The organism is Streptococcus mitis, from assembly GCF_901542415.1.
GTDB lineage: Bacteria > Bacillota > Bacilli > Lactobacillales > Streptococcaceae > Streptococcus > Streptococcus mitis_BL.
The window spans coordinates 1,543,348-1,560,977 of sequence record NZ_CABEHV010000004.1; the positions used below are offsets into that span (position 1 = coordinate 1,543,348).

Here is a 17,630-nt window from a genome sequence, read left to right on the forward strand (position 1 = left end):
TACCTCATAAAATGTTAGAAAACTCAGCTGGTTAGCCCAACTGAGTTTTGAAGTTTTTAGTCTTTCCAAAGTTCTTTAACTTTTGCTTGTACTTCTGCATTTTCTAGAAATTCATCATAAGTTTCATCGATACGGTCAATAACGCCATTTTTAGACAAGACAATAATATGGTTGGCTAGAGTTTGAATAAACTCGTGGTCATGACTGGCAAAGATGATTGATTCTTTGAAGTTTTTCAATCCATCGTTCAAGCTTGAGATAGATTCCAAGTCCAAGTGATTGGTTGGATCATCAAGTACAAGGACATTTGATTTTAAGAGCATGAGTTTTGAAAGCATGACACGAACTTTTTCTCCCCCTGACAAGACATTTACAGGTTTGTTAACTTCATCTCCAGAGAAGAGCATACGGCCGAGGAAGCCACGTAGGAAAGTATTGTCATCTTCTTCTTTACTTGCGAATTGACGCAACCAGTCAAGGATTGACTCTCCTCCTGCAAAATCTGCCGAGTTATCTTTTGGCAAGTAAGAACGGCTAGTAGTTACTCCCCACTTGACAGTTCCTTCATAGTCAATGTCTCCCATGATTGCACGAATTAATGCAGTCGTTTGGATATCATTTTGTCCAATAAGTGCTGTCTTATCACCTGGACGCAAGATAAAGCTGATATTATCTAAAATAGTCTCACCATCAATCTTTACAGTTAGATTTTCTACTGTCAAGAGATCATTACCAATCTCACGTTCCGCTTTAAAGTTGATAAATGGATATTTACGACTAGATGGTACAATTTCTTCAAGTTCAATCTTATCAAGCATTTTCTTACGTGATGTTGCTTGCCTTGATTTAGAAGCGTTAGCAGAGAAACGAGCAACGAATTCTTGCAATTGTTTAATTTTTTCTTCTGCTTTAGCATTACGGTCTGCTAGCAATTTAGCAGCGAGTTCAGAAGATTCCTTCCAGAAGTCATAGTTTCCGACATAGAGTTTGATTTTTCCAAAGTCAAGGTCGGCCATGTGAGTACATACTTTGTTTAAGAAGTGACGGTCGTGGGATACTACGATAACTGTGTTATCAAAGTCAATCAAGAAATCTTCTAACCAAGTAATAGATTGGATATCCAAACCGTTGGTAGGCTCGTCCAAGAGAAGAACATCAGGTTTACCAAAAAGTGCTTTGGCGAGGAGAACTTTTACTTTCTCACCGTTGGCCAATTCGCTCATGTTTTGATAGTGCAATTCTTCTGGAATGTTTAGGTTTTGAAGTAGTTGAGAGGCTTCACTTTCTGCTTCCCAGCCTCCAAGCTCGGCAAACTCTCCTTCAAGTTCGGCAGCACGCACTCCATCCTCATCTGAGAAATCTTCCTTCATGTAGATAGCATCTTTCTCCTTCATGATGCTATAAAGTTTTTCATTTCCCATTATAACGACATCGATGGCACGTTCATCTTCATAGTCAAAGTGATTTTGACGAAGAACAGAGAGACGTTCATCTGGACCAAGAGAGATGTGACCAGTAGTAGGTTCGATATCTCCGGCTAAAATTTTTAAAAAGGTTGATTTTCCGGCACCATTAGCACCGATCAATCCGTAAGTATTTCCTTCTGTAAATTTGATATTGACATCATCAAAAAGTTTGCGATCACTAAAACGTAGTGAAACATCAGATACTGTAAGCAATGTTTTTCTCCTATATATGTAATATATTTATTCTACTAGAAAATACGGAAATATTCAAATTTTTATCTGTCAATTTTGTGTAAATTAAATTTACAGCATACTTTACACAAATCCGTAAATAGCAAGGCTGATTTATTTTGATAAATTACGGTTATTTCATTAAAAAAATGCTATAATTGAAGGGACTATATCGAAGGAGAACAAAATGACTAAACCCATTATTTTAACAGGAGACCGTCCAACAGGAAAATTGCATATTGGACATTATGTTGGAAGTCTCAAAAATCGAGTATTATTACAGGAAGAGGATAAGTATGATATGTTTGTGTTCTTGGCTGACCAACAAGCTTTGACAGATCATGCTAAAGACCCTCAAACCATTGTAGAGTCTATCGGAAATGTGGCTTTGGATTACCTTGCAGTTGGATTGGATCCAAGTAAGTCAACTATTTTTATTCAAAGCCAGATTCCAGAGTTGGCTGAGTTGTCTATGTATTATATGAATTTAGTGTCATTAGCACGTTTGGAGCGCAATCCAACTGTCAAGACAGAAATTGCTCAGAAGGGATTTGGAGAAAGCATTCCAACAGGATTTTTGGTTTATCCAATTGCACAAGCAGCTGACATCACAGCCTTTAAGGCCAACTATGTTCCTGTTGGGACAGATCAGAAACCAATGATTGAGCAGACTCGTGAAATTGTTCGTTCTTTTAACAATGCATATAACTGTGATGTCTTGGTAGAACCGGAAGGTATTTATCCAGAAAATGAGAGAGCAGGGCGTTTGCCTGGTTTAGATGGAAATGCTAAAATGTCTAAATCACTCAATAATGGTATTTATTTAGCTGATGATGCGGATACTTTGCGTAAAAAAGTAATGAGTATGTATACAGATCCAAATCATATCCGCGTTGAGGATCCAGGTAAAATTAAAGGAAATATGGTTTTCCATTATCTAGATGTTTTTGGTCGTCCAGAAGATGCTCAAGAAATTGCTGACATGAAAGAACATTATCAACGAGGTGGTCTTGGTGATGTGAAGACCAAGCGTTATCTACTTGAAATATTAGAGCGTGAACTTGGTCCTATTCGTGAGCGCCGTATCGAATTTGCTAAGGATATGGGAGAAGTTTATAATATGCTTCAAAAAGGTAGTGAAAGAGCGCGTGAAGTTGCAGGTCAAACCCTATCTGAGGTTAAAGGAGCAATGGGACTCCATTACTTTAACTAAGTTTATTTTACAAGAAACTATCATTTCTATCTAGAAGAAAAGATAGTTTTTTATTTACCCCTGTAACATTTGACAAATTTTTATAGAATGGTATGATAGATACAATATAAAAAGAGTCAAGCTCAAAAAGAAAGAAAAGAGGAAACTTCGAATGTCTAATTGGGACACTAAATTTTTGAAAAAAGGTTTTACCTTTGATGATGTATTGCTTATTCCAGCTGAAAGTCATGTGTTGCCTAACGATGCTGATTTAACAACTAAATTGGCAGATAATTTGACTTTAAATATCCCAATTATTACCGCTGCCATGGACACAGTTACAGAGAGTCAAATGGCCATTGCTATTGCTCGTGCAGGTGGTCTCGGAGTTATCCATAAAAACATGTCAATTGCTCAACAAGCAGACGAGGTTCGTAAGGTAAAACGTTCTGAAAATGGAGTTATTATTGATCCGTTCTTCTTGACGCCTGAACATACAATTGCTGAAGCAGATGAGCTTATGGGGTGTTACCGCATCAGTGGTGTTCCAGTTGTTGAAACACTTGAAAATCGTAAATTGGTTGGTATTTTGACAAACCGAGATCTTCGTTTTATTTCAGATTATAACCAACCAATCTCAAATCATATGACTAGTGAAAATCTTGTTACTGCTCCTGTGGGTACAGATCTTGCAACAGCTGAGAGTATTCTTCAAGAGCACCGTATTGAGAAACTTCCTTTGGTAGATGAAGAAGGTCGTCTTTCTGGTTTGATTACTATCAAAGATATTGAAAAAGTTATTGAGTTTCCAAATGCTGCTAAAGATGAGTTTGGTCGTCTATTAGTTGCAGGTGCAGTAGGTGTTACTTCAGATACATTTGAACGTGCAGAGGCTCTTTTTGAAGCAGGAGCGGATGCGATTGTTATTGATACTGCACATGGTCATTCTGCAGGTGTCTTGCGTAAAATTGCTGAGATTCGTGCTCACTTCCCAGATCGTACTTTGATTGCTGGAAATATTGCAACTGCTGAGGGAGCGCGCGCACTTTACGAAGCAGGTGTAGATGTTGTCAAGGTTGGGATTGGACCAGGTTCAATCTGTACTACTCGTGTGATTGCTGGTGTTGGTGTTCCGCAAGTAACAGCTATCTACGATGCTGCAGCTGTTGCGCGTGAATATGGTAAAACGATCATTGCTGACGGTGGAATCAAGTATTCTGGAGATATTGTAAAAGCTCTTGCGGCTGGTGGAAATGCTGTTATGCTTGGATCTATGTTTGCTGGAACTGATGAAGCTCCAGGAGAAACCGAAATCTTCCAAGGACGTAAATTCAAGACTTACCGTGGTATGGGTTCAATCGCTGCTATGAAGAAAGGCTCAAGCGATCGTTATTTCCAAGGTTCTGTCAATGAAGCAAATAAACTTGTTCCAGAAGGAATTGAAGGTCGTGTTGCTTATAAAGGAGCGGCAGCTGATATTGTCTTCCAAATGATTGGTGGTATGCACTCTGGTATGGGTTACTGTGGTGCAGCTAACCTTAAGGAACTACACGATAACGCTCAATTTATTGAAATGTCTGGTGCTGGTTTGAAAGAGAGCCATCCTCATGATGTACAAATTACGAATGAGGCACCAAATTATTCTATGTAAAAAACAATGAAAAGAACTCCCGTGAAAACAGGAGTTCTTTTACGATGTTGTCAATTTTGATTTACAGTAACTTTACCATCCTGAATAGTAAAGATACTTAGATTTTTTGGCAGATTTTGAAGATGATCTAAGCTTGTTGTTGTGATAAAGGTTTGGATTGAATGAGAAATTGTTTCTAATAATTTTAGTTGTCTAGTGTTGTCAAGTTCGCTCATAACATCGTCAAGCAGTAATATCGGAGATTCTGTAGTAATGCTTTCCATTAATTCGATTTCTGCTAATTTTATCGAGAGGACGAGACTACGATGTTGACCTTGACTGCCAAAACTAGCATCCATTCTATTTATATAAAAAGAAATGTCATCCCGATGAGGACCAATACCAGTGTTCTTTTTAAATAAATCTCTGGACCTACTTTTTTCTAAAGCAATTTTGAAAGATTCTGATAAGTCTTCTTTGTCAGTTGTCTTGACAGAAGATTGATAGGAGATTGACAACTCTTCAATCTGATTAGAAAGCTCAAAATGTTTCTTACGGCCAAAATATTCTAGTTTTTTTATGAAATCTAAGCGGTGATTCATTACACGACATCCATAATCGACTAGCTGATCATCTAGTACGGAAAGGAAGGTTTCATCTATTGTTTGAGTTGATTTTAGATAGGTATTTCTTTGTTTTAGGATATGATTATAATTGGTTAAATCTGATAAATAGATTGGCTTGATTTGTCCAAGTTCCATATCAATGAATTTTCGTCGAACCGAAGGTGATCCTTTAATTAGTTGTAGATCTTCAGGAGCAAATAAGACAACATTCATGTGTCCTACATAATCTGAAAGGCGTGCCTGTTTTAAGTGATTAACTTTTGTCACACGCCCTTTTTGTGTTAGTTCGATTTCGAGAGGAATAGATCCAGTTTTTTTCTGAACAAGACCTGAAAGATGAAGCTGTTCTTCATCAAAATGAATGAGATTTTTATCTGTTCGAGTTCGATGACTGCGTGTTAAGGCTAAAAAATAGATAGCCTCTAACATATTTGTTTTTCCTTGTGCATTGCGTCCTAAAAAGACATTTAATTTAGGATTAAAGTCTATTTTCGTCTCTTTGTAGTTACGAAAAGTTTTGAGAGATAGGTGTTGTAGCCACATGATTATCTACCAGGGAATCGTGGAGCTTGTTTGCTTTTTGGTGATGAAGTAGGTTTAGAGTTGTCTTTCTTTACTCTCTTATTCATCTCCTTAACAAGCTTAGCGATTCGTTCTTTTTCAACTTTATCAGCTTGGTATTCCTCTTGCTCATCAGACGTAGGTTGTGTCAACAAGATGTCAATATTCATGTCAGGGATGTCAACTTTATCACCAATACGAAGTTTTTTACCACGACGACTCTCTAATTCCCCATTAAAGTAAACAGAATGTTCAGAGAGAAATGATTTGATAGCTCCTCCGCTATGTGTAATTCCAAGTTCTTTGAGTAGTGCTTGGAGGGTAATAAATTCTTCAAATAATTTGTATTCCATAATTCACCTCAATCTTTGGTATTATACCATATTTTCCTAAAAATAGTGAGAGAAACAGGGAGAAATGTAAGCGGTTTTTATTTCAAAAGTGTTACAGGGAACAAGAAAATTTCAGGTTTTCGTGATATAATAGAAGTCTGTATATGAGGAGGTAAATCATGGAGTTAGTGCATGGAATTTCAACACATTTTATCCAATCAAAGAAGTTTAAAACGAACAAAATTACCGTGCGTTTTACCTCTCCATTATCTCTTGATACGATTACAGGTCGCATGTTGAGTGCGAGTATGCTAGAGACTGCTAATCAGATGTATCCCACTTCTCAAGATTTGAGAATACATTTAGCCAGTCTATACGGTACAGATATGTCAACCAATTGTTTCAGAAGAGGACAAAGTCATATTGTAGAATTGACATTTACCTATGTTCGTGATGAGTTTTTAAGTAGGAAAAATGTTCTAACTTCTCAGGTTTTGGAACTTTTAAAAGAAACTCTTTTTTCACCCGTAGTAGTTGATAATGGGTTTGATTCGACCTTATTTGAAATTGAGAAAAAACAATTGTTAGCAAGTTTAGCAGCTGATATGGATGATTCATTTTATTTCGCACATAAAGAATTAGATAAATTGTTTTTTTATGATGAACGTCTCAAATTGGAATACAGTGATTTACGAAATCGTATTTTAGTTGAAACTCCACAAAGTTCTTACTCTTGTTTCAAAGAATCTTTAGCCAATGATCGAATAGATTTCTTTTTCTTAGGTGATTTTAATGAGATTGAAATTCAAAATGTATTAGAATCATTTGGTTTTAAAGGTCGAGAAGGAGATGTGAAGGTTCAGTATTGTCAACCTTATTCCAATATTCTGCAAGAGGGTATGATTCGGAAAAATGTGGGACAATCCATTTTGGAATTAGGATATCATTGCCCTTCTGAATATGGTGATGAGCAACATTTACCCATGATTGTAATGAATGGTTTACTTGGTGGATTTGCTCACTCTAAACTATTTACAAATGTCCGTGAAAATGCTGGATTGGCTTATACTATTTCAAGTCAGCTCGATTTGTTTAGTGGATTCTTGAGGATGTATGCTGGCATTGATCGAGAAAATCGGAATCAGGCTCGTAAAATGATGAATAATCAACTGCTTGATTTAAAAAAAGGTTATTTTACAGAACTTGAGCTAGAGCAAACCAAGGAAATGATTCGTCGGTCTTTATTACTTTCTCAAGATAATCAAAGTTCATTGATTGAACGTGCTTATCAAAATGCCTTACTTGGAAAATCTTCAGCAGACTTTAAAAGTTGGGTTGCAAAACTCGAGAAAGTTGACAAAGATGCTATTTGTAGAGCAGCTAATAATGTGAAACTACAAGCGATTTACTTTATGGAAGGAATAGAATGACAAAGGTTGTTTTTGAAGAAAAATACTATCCAGCTGTAAAAGAAATGGTTTATCGAACTCGTTTGTCAAATGGCTTGACAGTTGCTCTTTTGCCTAAAAAGGAATTTAAAGAGGTTTACGGGAGTGTAACTGTACAGTTTGGTTCGGTAGATACGATTGTCACAGAAGTTGACGGATATGTAAAACAATATCCTGCGGGAATTGCTCATTTTCTTGAACATAAATTGTTTGAGAGAGAAAATGCTAGCGATTTGATGTCGGCTTTTACGAGTCTAGGTGCAGATAGTAATGCCTTTACAAGCTTTACAAAAACAAGCTATCTTTTTTCAGCAACGGATCATTTTTTAGAAAATTTGGACTTACTTGATGAATTGGTAACATCAGCACACTTTACTGAAGATTCCATTTTAAGAGAGCAGGATATTATCCAGCAAGAACGAGAAATGTATCAAGATGATCCAGATTCGTGTTTATTCTTTTCAACTTTAGCGAATTTGTATCCTGGTACACCTTTAGCAACTGATATAGTTGGAAGTGAGGAGTCAATTTCCCAAATCAATCTAACTAATTTGCAAGAAAATTTTACAAGATTTTACAAACCTGTAAACATGTCTCTGTTTTTAGTTGGTAATTTTGATGTGGATCAGGTACAGGATCATTTTGAAAGAAAAGAACTGGAAGATTTAGATGTTCAGGAACTAGCAAGAGAAAAGTTTGTTTTACAACCTGTAAAGCAAACAGACAGCATGAGGATGGAAGTATCTTCTCCCAAACTAGCGATTGGTGTTAGGGGTAAACAAGAAGTTGCTGAAGCGGATTGCTATCGATATCATATTTTATTAAAATTATTGTTTGCAATGATGTTTGGTTGGACTTCGGATCGTTTTCAGAAATTATATGAATCAGGTAAAATTGACGCATCCTTATCTCTGGAAGTTGAAGTAACAAGTCGCTTTCATTTTGTCATGTTGACAATGGATACAAAAGAGCCAGTTGCTTTATCTCATCAGTTTAGGAAGGCTATTCGTAATTTTACAAAGGATTTAGATATTACAGAGGATCATTTAGATATTATCAAAAGAGAGATGTTTGGAGAATTTTTCAGTAGCATGAACTCTCTTGAATTTATTGCAACGCAATATGATGCTTTTGAAAATGGTGAGACAATTTTTGATTTGCCAAAAATTTTACAGGAAATTACTTTAGAGGATGTCCTTGATGCTGGACATCATTTAATAGATGATGGTGATATAGTTGATTTTACAATATTCCCATCGTAGTAACCTATCATAATCGATACTAGAAAGAAGGAATGACAAGTATGAGGAAAAAAACAATTGGTGAGGTTTTACGTTTAGCTAGAACCAACCAAGGGTTGACTTTAGAAGAATTACACAAAAAAACAGAAATTCAGTTGGATATGTTGGAAGCGATGGAAGCTGATGATTTTGATCAACTTCCTAGTCCATTTTATACTCGTTCTTTTTTGAGAAAGTATGCGTGGGCAGTTGAGCTAGATGAGCGAATTGTCTTGGATGCTTATGATTCTGGGAGCATGATTACTTATGAAGAAGTAGATGTTGATGAAGACGAGTTGACAGGTAGGAGACGTTCAAGTAAGAAAAATAAGGCATCATTTTTACCTTTATTTTATTTTATACTCTTTGCATTATCGATTGTCATTTTTGTGACCTATTATGTTTGGAATTATCTCCAGACTCAACCTGAGCGTTCATCTGCGTCTAGTTATAGTGTAGTCCAAGCAACAAGCTCAACTAGTTCTGTAACTTCATCTTCAAGTAGTAGTTCATCAAGTAGCTCTTCGAATATGGAACCAGCTATAAGTGTATCAGGTGAAGGAAATCGAGTAGAAGTTGCTTATAAAACGAGCAAGGAAACTGCAAAATTACAATTATCAGTCTCAGATGCTAGAAGTTGGGTTAGTGTTTCAGAAAGTGAGCTTGAGGGTGGGGTGACCTTATCACCTGATAATAAAAGTGCGGAAACAACAGTTTCAACTAAAAATTCTGTCACCATTACTTTAGGTGTTGTCAAAGGTGTCGATTTAACAGTAGATAATCAGACTGTTGATTTATCGAAATTAACAGCTCAGACTGGACAAATCACTGTAACCTTTACTAAAAATTAAGGAAAAACGAATGAAAAAAGAACAAATTCCAAATCTCTTAACAATAGGTCGAATTCTCTTTATACCTATTTTTATCTTTATTTTAACGGTAGGAAATTCGATAGAGAGTCATATAGTAGCAGCTATTATCTTTGCTATTGCCAGTATTACCGATTATTTAGATGGATATTTAGCTCGTAAATGGAATGTGGTCAGTAATTTTGGTAAATTTGCAGATCCCATGGCGGATAAGTTACTAGTTATGTCGGCTTTTATTATGTTGATTGAGTTAGGAATGGCTCCGGCTTGGATTGTTGCAGTGATTATCTGTCGTGAGTTGGCTGTGACAGGTTTAAGGCTTTTATTGGTTGAAACTGGTGGGACGGTTTTAGCAGCAGCAATGCCTGGAAAAATTAAAACTTTTAGTCAGATGTTTGCCATTATTTTCTTGCTATTACATTGGACTTTGCTTGGTCAAGTTCTACTTTATGTAGCCTTGTTTTTCACTATCTACTCTGGCTATGATTATTTCAAGGGTAGTGCCTATGTATTTAAAGGGACATTTGGTTCGAAATGAAATCAGTAATTGATGTAAAAAATCTTTCTTTTCGCTATAAGGAAAGTCAGGAATATTACGATGTGAAGGATATTACGTTTCACGTGAAACGTGGAGAATGGCTTTCGATTGTAGGGCATAATGGTAGTGGTAAATCAACGACGGTTCGCTTAATTGATGGCTTACTGGAAGCAGAATCCGGAGAGATTGTAATTGATGGCCAACGGCTGACTGAGGAAAATGTTTGGAATATACGTCGTCAAATCGGTATGGTTTTTCAAAATCCAGACAATCAATTTGTTGGAGCGACTGTTGAAGATGATGTTGCCTTTGGTTTGGAAAATCAGGGACTTTCTCGTCAAGAAATGAAAAAGAGAGTGGAAGAAGCTCTGGATTTGGTTGGCATGTTGGACTTTAAAAAGAGAGAGCCAGCGCGTCTATCAGGTGGCCAAAAGCAACGTGTGGCTATTGCAGGTGTTGTAGCCCTAAGACCAGCTATTTTAATCTTAGATGAAGCAACGAGTATGTTGGATCCTGAGGGACGTAGAGAACTGATTGAGACAGTAAAAGGAATTCGGAAAGACTATGATATGACGGTCATTTCCATTACACATGATTTGGAAGAAGTTGCCATGAGTGATCGTGTGTTGATCATGAAAAAAGGGTCAATTGAATCAACTAGTAGTCCAAGGGAGCTTTTCTCTCGAAATGATTTGGATCAAATTGGATTAGACGATCCTTTTGCTAATCAATTAAAACATTCTTTGAGCCAGAATGGCTATGATTTGCCTGAAAATTATTTGACAGAAAGTGAGCTAGAAGATAAGCTATGGGAATTGCTCTAGAAAATGTGAGTTTTATGTATCAAGAAGGGACTCCCTTAGCCTCAACAGCTTTGTCGGATGTTTCTTTGACGATTGAAGATGGTTCTTATACGGCTTTAATTGGACACACAGGTAGTGGTAAATCAACTATTTTACAACTACTAAATGGTTTATTGGTGCCAAGTCAAGGGAGTGTGCGAGTTTTTGATACCTTAATCACCTCGACTTCTAAAAATAAAGATATTCGTCAAATTAGAAAACAGGTTGGCTTGGTATTTCAGTTTGCTGAAAATCAGATTTTTGAAGAAACGGTTTTGAAAGACGTTGCTTTTGGACCGCAAAATTTTGGAGTTTCTGAAGAAGACGCGGAGCAGATTGCGCGTGAGAAACTGGCTCTGGTTGGAATTGATGAATCACTTTTTAATCGTAGCCCGTTTGAGCTGTCAGGTGGACAAATGAGACGTGTTGCCATTGCAGGTATACTTGCCATGGAACCAGCTGTATTAGTCTTAGATGAACCCACAGCAGGCCTGGATCCTTTGGGAAGAAAAGAGTTGATGAACTTGTTCAAAAAACTCCACCAGTCAGGGATGACCATCGTCTTGGTAACACATTTGATGGATGATGTTGCCGAATATGCGAATCAAGTCTATGTGATGGAAAAGGGACGTTTAGTTAAAAGGGGGAAACCGAGTGATGTCTTTCAAGATGTTATCTTCATGGAAGAAGTACAGTTGGGAGTACCTAAAATTACGGCCTTTTGTAAACGATTGGCTGATAGAGGCGTGTCATTTAAACGATTACCGATTAAGATAGAGGAGTTCAAGGAGTCGCTAAATGGATAGTATGATTTTGGGGCGTTATATCCCAGGGGATTCGATTGTTCACCGATTGGATCCACGTAGCAAATTGCTTGCTATGATGTTACTGATTTTAATCGTTTTTTGGGCTAATAATCCCTTGACGAATCTAATTCTTTTTATAGCGACAGGGATATTTATTGCCTTGTCAGGAGTATCTCTTTCATTTTTTATTCAGGGCTTGAAGTCTATGTTTTTCTTGATTGCCTTCACAACTATTTTTCAACTATTTTTCATTTCTAATGGGAATGTTTTATTTGAGTTTTCGTTTGTGAGAGTCACGGATTATGCTTTGCAACAAGCTGGGATTATTTTTTGTCGCTTCGTATTGATTATTTTCTTTTCAACTTTATTAACCTTAACTACCATGCCCTTAAGTTTGGCATCAGCTGTCGAAGCTTTATTAGCACCTTTAAAGCGTGTGAAAGTTCCAGTTCATGAAATTGGCTTAATGCTATCTATGAGTTTGCGATTTGTTCCGACATTAATGGATGATACGACGCGGATTATGAATGCACAGAAAGCGCGTGGAGTGGATTTTGGTGAAGGAAGCATTTTTCAAAAGGTGAAGGCTATGATTCCCATTTTGATTCCTCTTTTTGCGACAAGTTTAAAACGTGCGGATTCCTTGGCTATCGCAATGGAAGCGCGTGGTTATAAGGGTGGAAAAGGCAGAAGTCAATATCGACAATTGAAATGGACTCGAAAGGATACGCTGACCATTCTTGTTATTATCATACTTGGTTGTTGCTTATTTTTCTTAAAATCTTAGTAGCTTTCAGGAATTGATAAAAAGTTACTGTAACAGTTTTTGATATAAAGGTAGGGATATGAACCGTTTTAAAAAATCAAAATATGTCATTATTGTTTTTGTCACTGTTCTGCTTGTGTCAGCTCTCTTAGCGACGACTTATTCAAGTACAATTGTGACAAGATTAGGAGATGGAATCTCAGTGGTTGATAGGGTTGTGCAAAAACCTTTTCAGTGGTTTGATTCTGTCAAATCAGATTTGGCTCATTTGACACGCACTTATAATGAAAATGAAAGTTTGAAGAAACAGATTTACCAATTAGAAGTTAAATCAAATGAGGCGGAAAGTTTAAAGATGGAAAATGAACAACTGCGCCAATTGCTTGATATGAAGTCCAAATTGCAAGCTACAAAGACTTTGGCAGCAGATGTTATTATGCGATCTCCGGTATCTTGGAAGCAGGAGTTGACCTTAGATGCAGGCAAATCAAAAGGGGCTTCTGAGAATATGTTAGCAATTGCAAATGGTGGCTTGATTGGGAGTGTCTCAAAAGTAGAGGAGAACTCTACCATGGTCAACCTTCTGACAAATACGGAAAATGCTGATAAGATTTCTGTTAAAATTCAACATGGTTCTACTACAATTTATGGAATTATTGTTGGCTATGACAAGGAAAATGAAGTTCTAAAAATTAGTCAATTAAATAGTAGTAGCGATATTAGTGCAGGAGATAAGGTGACCACTGGTGGATTAGGAAACTTTAACGTTGCTGATATTCCTGTTGGTGAAGTGGTTACCACAACGCATAGTACGGACTACTTGACACGAGAAGTAACTGTTAAATTAAGTGCAGATACTCATAATGTGGATGTGATAGAATTAGTGGGGAATTCATAATGAGACAGTTGAAGCGGGTTGGAGTGTTTTTATTGCTTCCTTTCTTTGTTCTAATTGACGCCCATATTAGCCAGCTTCTGGGCTCATTTTTCCCCCATGTACATTTGGCTAGTCATTTTCTGTTTTTATTTCTCTTATTTGAGACGATAGAAGTATCAGAGTATCTCTATTTAGCTTATTGTTTTGTAGTGGGTTTGGTTTATGACATTTACTTTTTCCACTTGATAGGGATTGCGACTTTGTTGTTCGTCTTGTTGGGAGTATTTCTCCATAAATTTAATAGTGTTATTTTATTGAATCGTTGGACGAGAATGTTGGCAATTATTGTCATGACTTTTCTATTTGAGATGGGAGCTTATATACTTGCATTAGTGGTAGGTTTAACTGTGGATAGTATGTCTTTATTTATAGTCTATAGTTTAGTACCATCAATGATTTTGAACCTTATATGGATGATTATCTTTCAGTTTATTTTTGAAAAATTTTACCTATAAGAAAGAAATAAAAATGTAACAAAGGCGTAATATTCATTAGGCCTTTTTTTGGTATACTAGTAATGTCTTTAAAAGAAGGAGTATCTACGAAATATGAAGAAAAAAATCTTAGCGTCACTTTTATTAAGTACAGTAATGGTTTCTCAAGTAGCTGTTTTAACAACTGCGCATGCAGAAACTACTGATGACAAAATTGCTGCTCAAGATAATAAAATTAGTAACTTAACAGCACAACAACAAGAAGCACAAAAACAAGTTGATCAAGTTCAGGAGCAAGTATCTGCTATTCAAACAGAGCAATCAAACTTGCAATCTGAAAATGATAGACTACAAGCAGAATCTAAAAAGCTTGAGGGTGAAATTACAGAACTTTCTAAGAATATTGTATCTCGCAATGATTCATTACAAAAACAAGCTCGTAGTGCTCAAACAAATGGAGCTGCAACAAATTACATCAATACAATTGTAAACTCAAAATCAATTACAGAAGCTATTTCACGTGTTGCTGCAATGAGTGAAATCGTATCTGCAAACAACAAAATGTTGGAACAACAAAAAGCAGATAAAAAAGCTATTTCTGAAAAACAAGTAGCAAACAATGATGCAATTAATACAGTTATTGCAAATCAGCAAAAACTAGCTGATGATGCTCAATCATTAACTACAAAACAAGCTGAGTTAAAAGCTGCAGAATTGAATCTTGCTGCTGAAAAGGCTACTGCAGAGGATGAAAAAGCAAGTTTACTTGAGAAAAAAGCTGCAGCAGAAGCAGAAGCTAAAGCAGCTGCAGAAGCAGAAGCTGCTTATAAAGCTAAACAAGCAAGTCAACAACAAACAGTTGTTTCTTCTGGGAATACAACTTTCACAGCAGAAGTTCAAGCAGTATCTACTACCTCTTCATCTGAATCATCTTCAAGTAGTGTTTCAACAGAATCAACAAGCTACACTCCTGCACCGGTAAAACATCGTCCAACATACAGTACAAACGCTTCAAGTTATCCAATTGGTGAGTGTACATGGGGAGCTAAAACATTAGCGCCTTGGGCTGGAGATTACTGGGGTAATGGAGCACAGTGGGCTACAAGTGCAGCTGCTGCAGGATTCCGCACAGGATCTACACCTCAAGTTGGTGCCATTGCATGTTGGAATGATGGTGGATATGGACACGTAGCAGTAGTTACAGCTGTTTCATCATCAACAAGTATCCAAGTATCTGAATCAAACTACGGTGGAAACCGTACAATTGGAAATAAACGTGGTTGGTTCAATCCTACTACGACTTCAGAAGGTTTTGTAACATATATCTATCCAAACTAATGAATAAAACAAAGAGGCTCGATTTGAGTCTCTTTTATGATTTATATAGTTACCTTACTTTAAAAATCTGCTAAAATCACTTGAAAGTATTGAAAAAGTATGGTAAAATGAAACTTGTCGTGTGAACGATAATACTCATTCTTGATGAATTGTGAAACAGTTGCCTTTGGGTCGTTTTGCGAGTTGAAGTCAAGAAGAGGAAAAAAACAAAAAGGAGAAATACTCATGGCAGTAATTTCAATGAAACAACTTCTTGAGGCTGGTGTACACTTTGGTCACCAAACTCGTCGCTGGAACCCTAAGATGGCTAAGTACATCTTCACTGAGCGTAACGGAATCCACGTTATCGACTTGCAACAAACTGTAAAATACGCTGACCAAGCTTACGATTTCATGCGTGATGCAGCAGCTAACGATGCAGTTGTATTGTTTGTTGGTACTAAGAAGCAAGCGGCTGATGCAGTTGCTGAAGAAGCAGTACGTTCAGGTCAATACTTCATCAATCACCGTTGGTTGGGTGGAACTCTTACAAACTGGGGAACAATCCAAAAACGTATCGCTCGTTTGAAAGAAATCAAACGTATGGAAGAAGATGGAACTTTCGAAGTTCTTCCTAAGAAAGAAGTTGCACTTCTTAACAAACAACGTGCACGTCTTGAAAAATTCTTGGGTGGTATCGAAGATATGCCTCGTATCCCAGATGTGATGTACGTAGTTGACCCACATAAAGAGCAAATCGCTGTTAAAGAAGCTAAGAAATTGGGAATCCCAGTTGTAGCGATGGTTGACACAAATACTGATCCAGATGATATTGATGTAATCATCCCAGCTAACGATGACGCTATCCGTGCTGTTAAATTGATCACAGCTAAATTGGCTGACGCTATCATCGAAGGACGTCAAGGTGAGGATGCAGTAGCAGTTGAAGCAGAATTTGCAGCTTCAGAAACTCAAGCAGATTCAATTGAAGAAATCGTTGAAGTTGTAGAAGGCGACAACGCTTAATTCATAATAAATAGTAATTACCTAGGAGGGCGGGGCTTAGCCCGGCTCTCCTATTTTTAAAAAATATAGGAGAATCAAAATGGCAGAAATTACAGCTAAACTTGTTAAAGAGTTGCGTGAAAAATCTGGTGCTGGTGTTATGGACGCTAAAAAAGCATTGGTTGAAGTGGAAGGCGATATCGAAAAAGCGATTGAATTGCTTCGCGAAAAAGGTATGGCAAAAGCAGCTAAGAAAGCTGACCGTGTTGCTGCAGAAGGTTTGACTGGTGTTTATGTTAACGGTAATGTTGCAGCAGTTATTGAAGTAAACGCTGAAACTGACTTCGTTGCGAAAAACGCTCAATTCGTTGAATTGGTAAATACTACAGCTAAAATTATTGCTGAAGGAAAACCTGCTAATAATGAAGAAGCACTTGCTTTGACAATGCCTTCAGGTGAAACTCTTGAAGCTGCATACGTATCTGCAACAGCAACTATCGGAGAAAAAATCTCATTCCGTCGCTTTGCGTTGATTGAAAAAACAGATGCACAACACTTTGGAGCATACCAACATAACGGTGGACGTATCGGTGTTATTTCAGTTGTTGAAGGTGGAGACGAAGCACTTGCTAAACAATTGTCAATGCACATCGCAGCGATGAAACCAACAGTTCTTTCTTACAAAGAATTGGATGAGCAATTCGTTAAAGATGAGTTGGCACAATTGAACCACGTAATCGACCAAGACAATGAAAGCCGCGCAATGGTTAACAAACCAGCTCTTCCACACTTGAAGTATGGATCAAAATCTCAATTGACTGATGAAGTAATCGCTCAAGCTGAAGCTGATATCAAAGCTGAGTTAGCTGCAGAAGGAAAACCAGAAAAAATCTGGGACAAAATCATCCCAGGTAAAATGGACCGCTTCATGCTTGACAACACTAAAGTTGACCAAGCTTACACACTTCTTGCACAAGTATACATCATGGATGACAGCAAGACAGTTGAAGCATACCTTGAATCAGTTAACGCTTCAGTAGTTGAGTTCGCTCGCTTTGAAGTTGGTGAAGGTATCGAGAAAGCTGCAAACGACTTTGAAGCTGAAGTTGCAGCTACAATGGCAGCAGCCTTGAATAACTAATAATAAAAAGGAAGCTAAATTGCTTCCTTTTTTGTTGTATAGATCTTAGATTTTCTCCTGAAATTGTTTTTTGCCAAGACTCACTCAATTAGAAATATAGTGGATTGAAACTAGAATGGTACACTACGGCTGCTAAAACATTTTTAGAAATTAATTTAACTTTCTTAATCGATTTGTTCACATCTTATTTGAATCTACTATAGTTAAAA

The 17,630-nt window shown here is 37.1% G+C and carries 17 protein-coding genes; 14 read left to right on the plus strand and 3 right to left on the minus strand.

The features are described from left to right. Window positions 1-56 precede the first annotated feature (56 nt). Window positions 57-1,679, minus strand: coding sequence for an ATP-binding cassette domain-containing protein (locus tag FQT24_RS08060; RefSeq protein WP_000958774.1), 1,623 nt, complete (start codon window positions 1,677-1,679; stop codon window positions 57-59). 205 nt (window positions 1,680-1,884) lie between these two features. On the opposite strand from FQT24_RS08060, the gene trpS reads away from it, so the two are divergent. Both trpS and guaB read left to right on the plus strand, forming a co-directional pair. After that, a complete protein-coding gene (gene trpS / locus FQT24_RS08065; RefSeq protein WP_143952668.1) occupies window positions 1,885-2,910 on the plus strand; it encodes a tryptophan--tRNA ligase in 1,026 nt (341 codons plus the stop codon). Between the two features lie 151 nt (window positions 2,911-3,061). Then, window positions 3,062-4,540, plus strand: a complete 1,479-nt coding sequence (gene guaB / locus FQT24_RS08070; protein ID WP_143952669.1) for an IMP dehydrogenase — start codon at window positions 3,062-3,064, stop codon at window positions 4,538-4,540. Window positions 4,541-4,590: 50 nt separating this feature from the next. Here the strand turns inward: guaB and recF are convergent, their stop codons facing one another. Together recF and yaaA are read right to left on the minus strand one after the other, a co-directional pair. Further along, entirely contained in the window at window positions 4,591-5,688 is a 1,098-nt protein-coding gene (recF, locus tag FQT24_RS08075; RefSeq protein ID WP_143952670.1) for a DNA replication/repair protein RecF, read from the minus strand. A gap of 2 nt (window positions 5,689-5,690) precedes the next feature. Continuing rightward, window positions 5,691-6,059, minus strand: coding sequence for a S4 domain-containing protein YaaA (gene yaaA, locus FQT24_RS08080; RefSeq protein ID WP_143952671.1), 369 nt, complete (start codon window positions 6,057-6,059; stop codon window positions 5,691-5,693). Window positions 6,060-6,217: 158 nt separating this feature from the next. Here yaaA and yfmF point away from each other — a divergent pair, with 158 nt between their 5' ends. From yfmF to tsf, 12 genes are all read left to right on the plus strand, one after another. Then, window positions 6,218-7,468 carry an EF-P 5-aminopentanol modification-associated protein YfmF gene (gene yfmF / locus FQT24_RS08085; RefSeq protein WP_143952672.1) on the plus strand — a complete coding sequence of 417 codons (1,251 nt, stop codon included), beginning with the start codon at window positions 6,218-6,220 and terminating at the stop codon, window positions 7,466-7,468. Next, on the plus strand, window positions 7,465-8,748 hold the full coding sequence (yfmH, locus tag FQT24_RS08090) for an EF-P 5-aminopentanol modification-associated protein YfmH (RefSeq protein WP_143952673.1): 1,284 nt from the start codon (window positions 7,465-7,467) through the stop codon (window positions 8,746-8,748). Before yfmF ends, yfmH begins: the two co-directional genes overlap by 4 nt. A 41-nt stretch (window positions 8,749-8,789) precedes the next feature. Beyond that, window positions 8,790-9,617: a cytoskeleton protein RodZ gene (gene rodZ, locus FQT24_RS08095; RefSeq protein ID WP_143952674.1), complete on the plus strand. Its 828-nt coding sequence runs from the start codon at window positions 8,790-8,792 to the stop codon at window positions 9,615-9,617. Between the two features lie 10 nt (window positions 9,618-9,627). After that, window positions 9,628-10,173 (plus strand): CDP-diacylglycerol--glycerol-3-phosphate 3-phosphatidyltransferase, encoded by a 546-nt coding sequence (gene pgsA / locus FQT24_RS08100; protein ID WP_000712138.1) that lies wholly within the window; start codon window positions 9,628-9,630, stop codon window positions 10,171-10,173. After that, complete coding sequence (locus FQT24_RS08105; protein WP_000843636.1) at window positions 10,170-10,997, plus strand: energy-coupling factor ABC transporter ATP-binding protein; 828 nt, start codon at window positions 10,170-10,172, stop codon at window positions 10,995-10,997. Before pgsA ends, FQT24_RS08105 begins: the two co-directional genes overlap by 4 nt. Continuing rightward, the gene (locus FQT24_RS08110) at window positions 10,982-11,821 is read left to right on the plus strand and encodes an energy-coupling factor transporter ATPase (protein ID WP_143952675.1); all 840 of its coding nucleotides are present in this window, start codon (window positions 10,982-10,984) and stop codon (window positions 11,819-11,821) included. The genes FQT24_RS08105 and FQT24_RS08110 overlap by 16 nt, the downstream gene beginning before the upstream one ends. Beyond that, on the plus strand, window positions 11,814-12,608 hold the full coding sequence (locus FQT24_RS08115) for an energy-coupling factor transporter transmembrane component T family protein (protein ID WP_143952676.1): 795 nt from the start codon (window positions 11,814-11,816) through the stop codon (window positions 12,606-12,608). Before FQT24_RS08110 ends, FQT24_RS08115 begins: the two co-directional genes overlap by 8 nt. A 58-nt stretch (window positions 12,609-12,666) precedes the next feature. Further along, window positions 12,667-13,485 carry a rod shape-determining protein MreC gene (mreC, locus tag FQT24_RS08120; protein WP_143952677.1) on the plus strand — a complete coding sequence of 273 codons (819 nt, stop codon included), beginning with the start codon at window positions 12,667-12,669 and terminating at the stop codon, window positions 13,483-13,485. Then, on the plus strand, window positions 13,485-13,979 hold the full coding sequence (mreD, locus tag FQT24_RS08125) for a rod shape-determining protein MreD (protein WP_001249446.1): 495 nt from the start codon (window positions 13,485-13,487) through the stop codon (window positions 13,977-13,979). Before mreC ends, mreD begins: the two co-directional genes overlap by 1 nt. Window positions 13,980-14,072: 93 nt before the next feature. After that, window positions 14,073-15,296, plus strand: a complete 1,224-nt coding sequence (gene pcsB, locus FQT24_RS08130) for a peptidoglycan hydrolase PcsB (RefSeq protein ID WP_143952678.1) — start codon at window positions 14,073-14,075, stop codon at window positions 15,294-15,296. A gap of 225 nt (window positions 15,297-15,521) precedes the next feature. Then, complete coding sequence (gene rpsB / locus FQT24_RS08135; RefSeq protein WP_000268466.1) at window positions 15,522-16,301, plus strand: 30S ribosomal protein S2; 780 nt, start codon at window positions 15,522-15,524, stop codon at window positions 16,299-16,301. A 79-nt stretch (window positions 16,302-16,380) separates the two neighbouring features. Next, entirely contained in the window at window positions 16,381-17,421 is a 1,041-nt protein-coding gene (gene tsf, locus FQT24_RS08140) for a translation elongation factor Ts (RefSeq protein ID WP_143952679.1), read from the plus strand. The last annotated feature ends 209 nt before the right edge of the window (window positions 17,422-17,630 follow it).

Coding starts and splice junctions, on each gene's coding strand:
- trpS (WP_143952668.1), top strand. CDS start 1,885: ATGACTAAACCCATTATTTTAACAGGAGACCGTCCAACAGGAAAATTG.
- yaaA (WP_143952671.1), bottom strand. CDS start 6,059: ATGGAATACAAATTATTTGAAGAATTTATTACCCTCCAAGCACTACTC.
- rpsB (WP_000268466.1), top strand. CDS start 15,522: ATGGCAGTAATTTCAATGAAACAACTTCTTGAGGCTGGTGTACACTTT.
- yfmF (WP_143952672.1), top strand. CDS start 6,218: ATGGAGTTAGTGCATGGAATTTCAACACATTTTATCCAATCAAAGAAG.
- recF (WP_143952670.1), bottom strand. CDS start 5,688: ATGTGGCTACAACACCTATCTCTCAAAACTTTTCGTAACTACAAAGAG.
- pcsB (WP_143952678.1), top strand. CDS start 14,073: ATGAAGAAAAAAATCTTAGCGTCACTTTTATTAAGTACAGTAATGGTT.
- yfmH (WP_143952673.1), top strand. CDS start 7,465: ATGACAAAGGTTGTTTTTGAAGAAAAATACTATCCAGCTGTAAAAGAA.
- rodZ (WP_143952674.1), top strand. CDS start 8,790: ATGAGGAAAAAAACAATTGGTGAGGTTTTACGTTTAGCTAGAACCAAC.
- pgsA (WP_000712138.1), top strand. CDS start 9,628: ATGAAAAAAGAACAAATTCCAAATCTCTTAACAATAGGTCGAATTCTC.
- guaB (WP_143952669.1), top strand. CDS start 3,062: ATGTCTAATTGGGACACTAAATTTTTGAAAAAAGGTTTTACCTTTGAT.
- FQT24_RS08115 (WP_143952676.1), top strand. CDS start 11,814: ATGGATAGTATGATTTTGGGGCGTTATATCCCAGGGGATTCGATTGTT.
- mreC (WP_143952677.1), top strand. CDS start 12,667: ATGAACCGTTTTAAAAAATCAAAATATGTCATTATTGTTTTTGTCACT.
- mreD (WP_001249446.1), top strand. CDS start 13,485: ATGAGACAGTTGAAGCGGGTTGGAGTGTTTTTATTGCTTCCTTTCTTT.
- FQT24_RS08110 (WP_143952675.1), top strand. CDS start 10,982: ATGGGAATTGCTCTAGAAAATGTGAGTTTTATGTATCAAGAAGGGACT.
- FQT24_RS08105 (WP_000843636.1), top strand. CDS start 10,170: ATGAAATCAGTAATTGATGTAAAAAATCTTTCTTTTCGCTATAAGGAA.
- tsf (WP_143952679.1), top strand. CDS start 16,381: ATGGCAGAAATTACAGCTAAACTTGTTAAAGAGTTGCGTGAAAAATCT.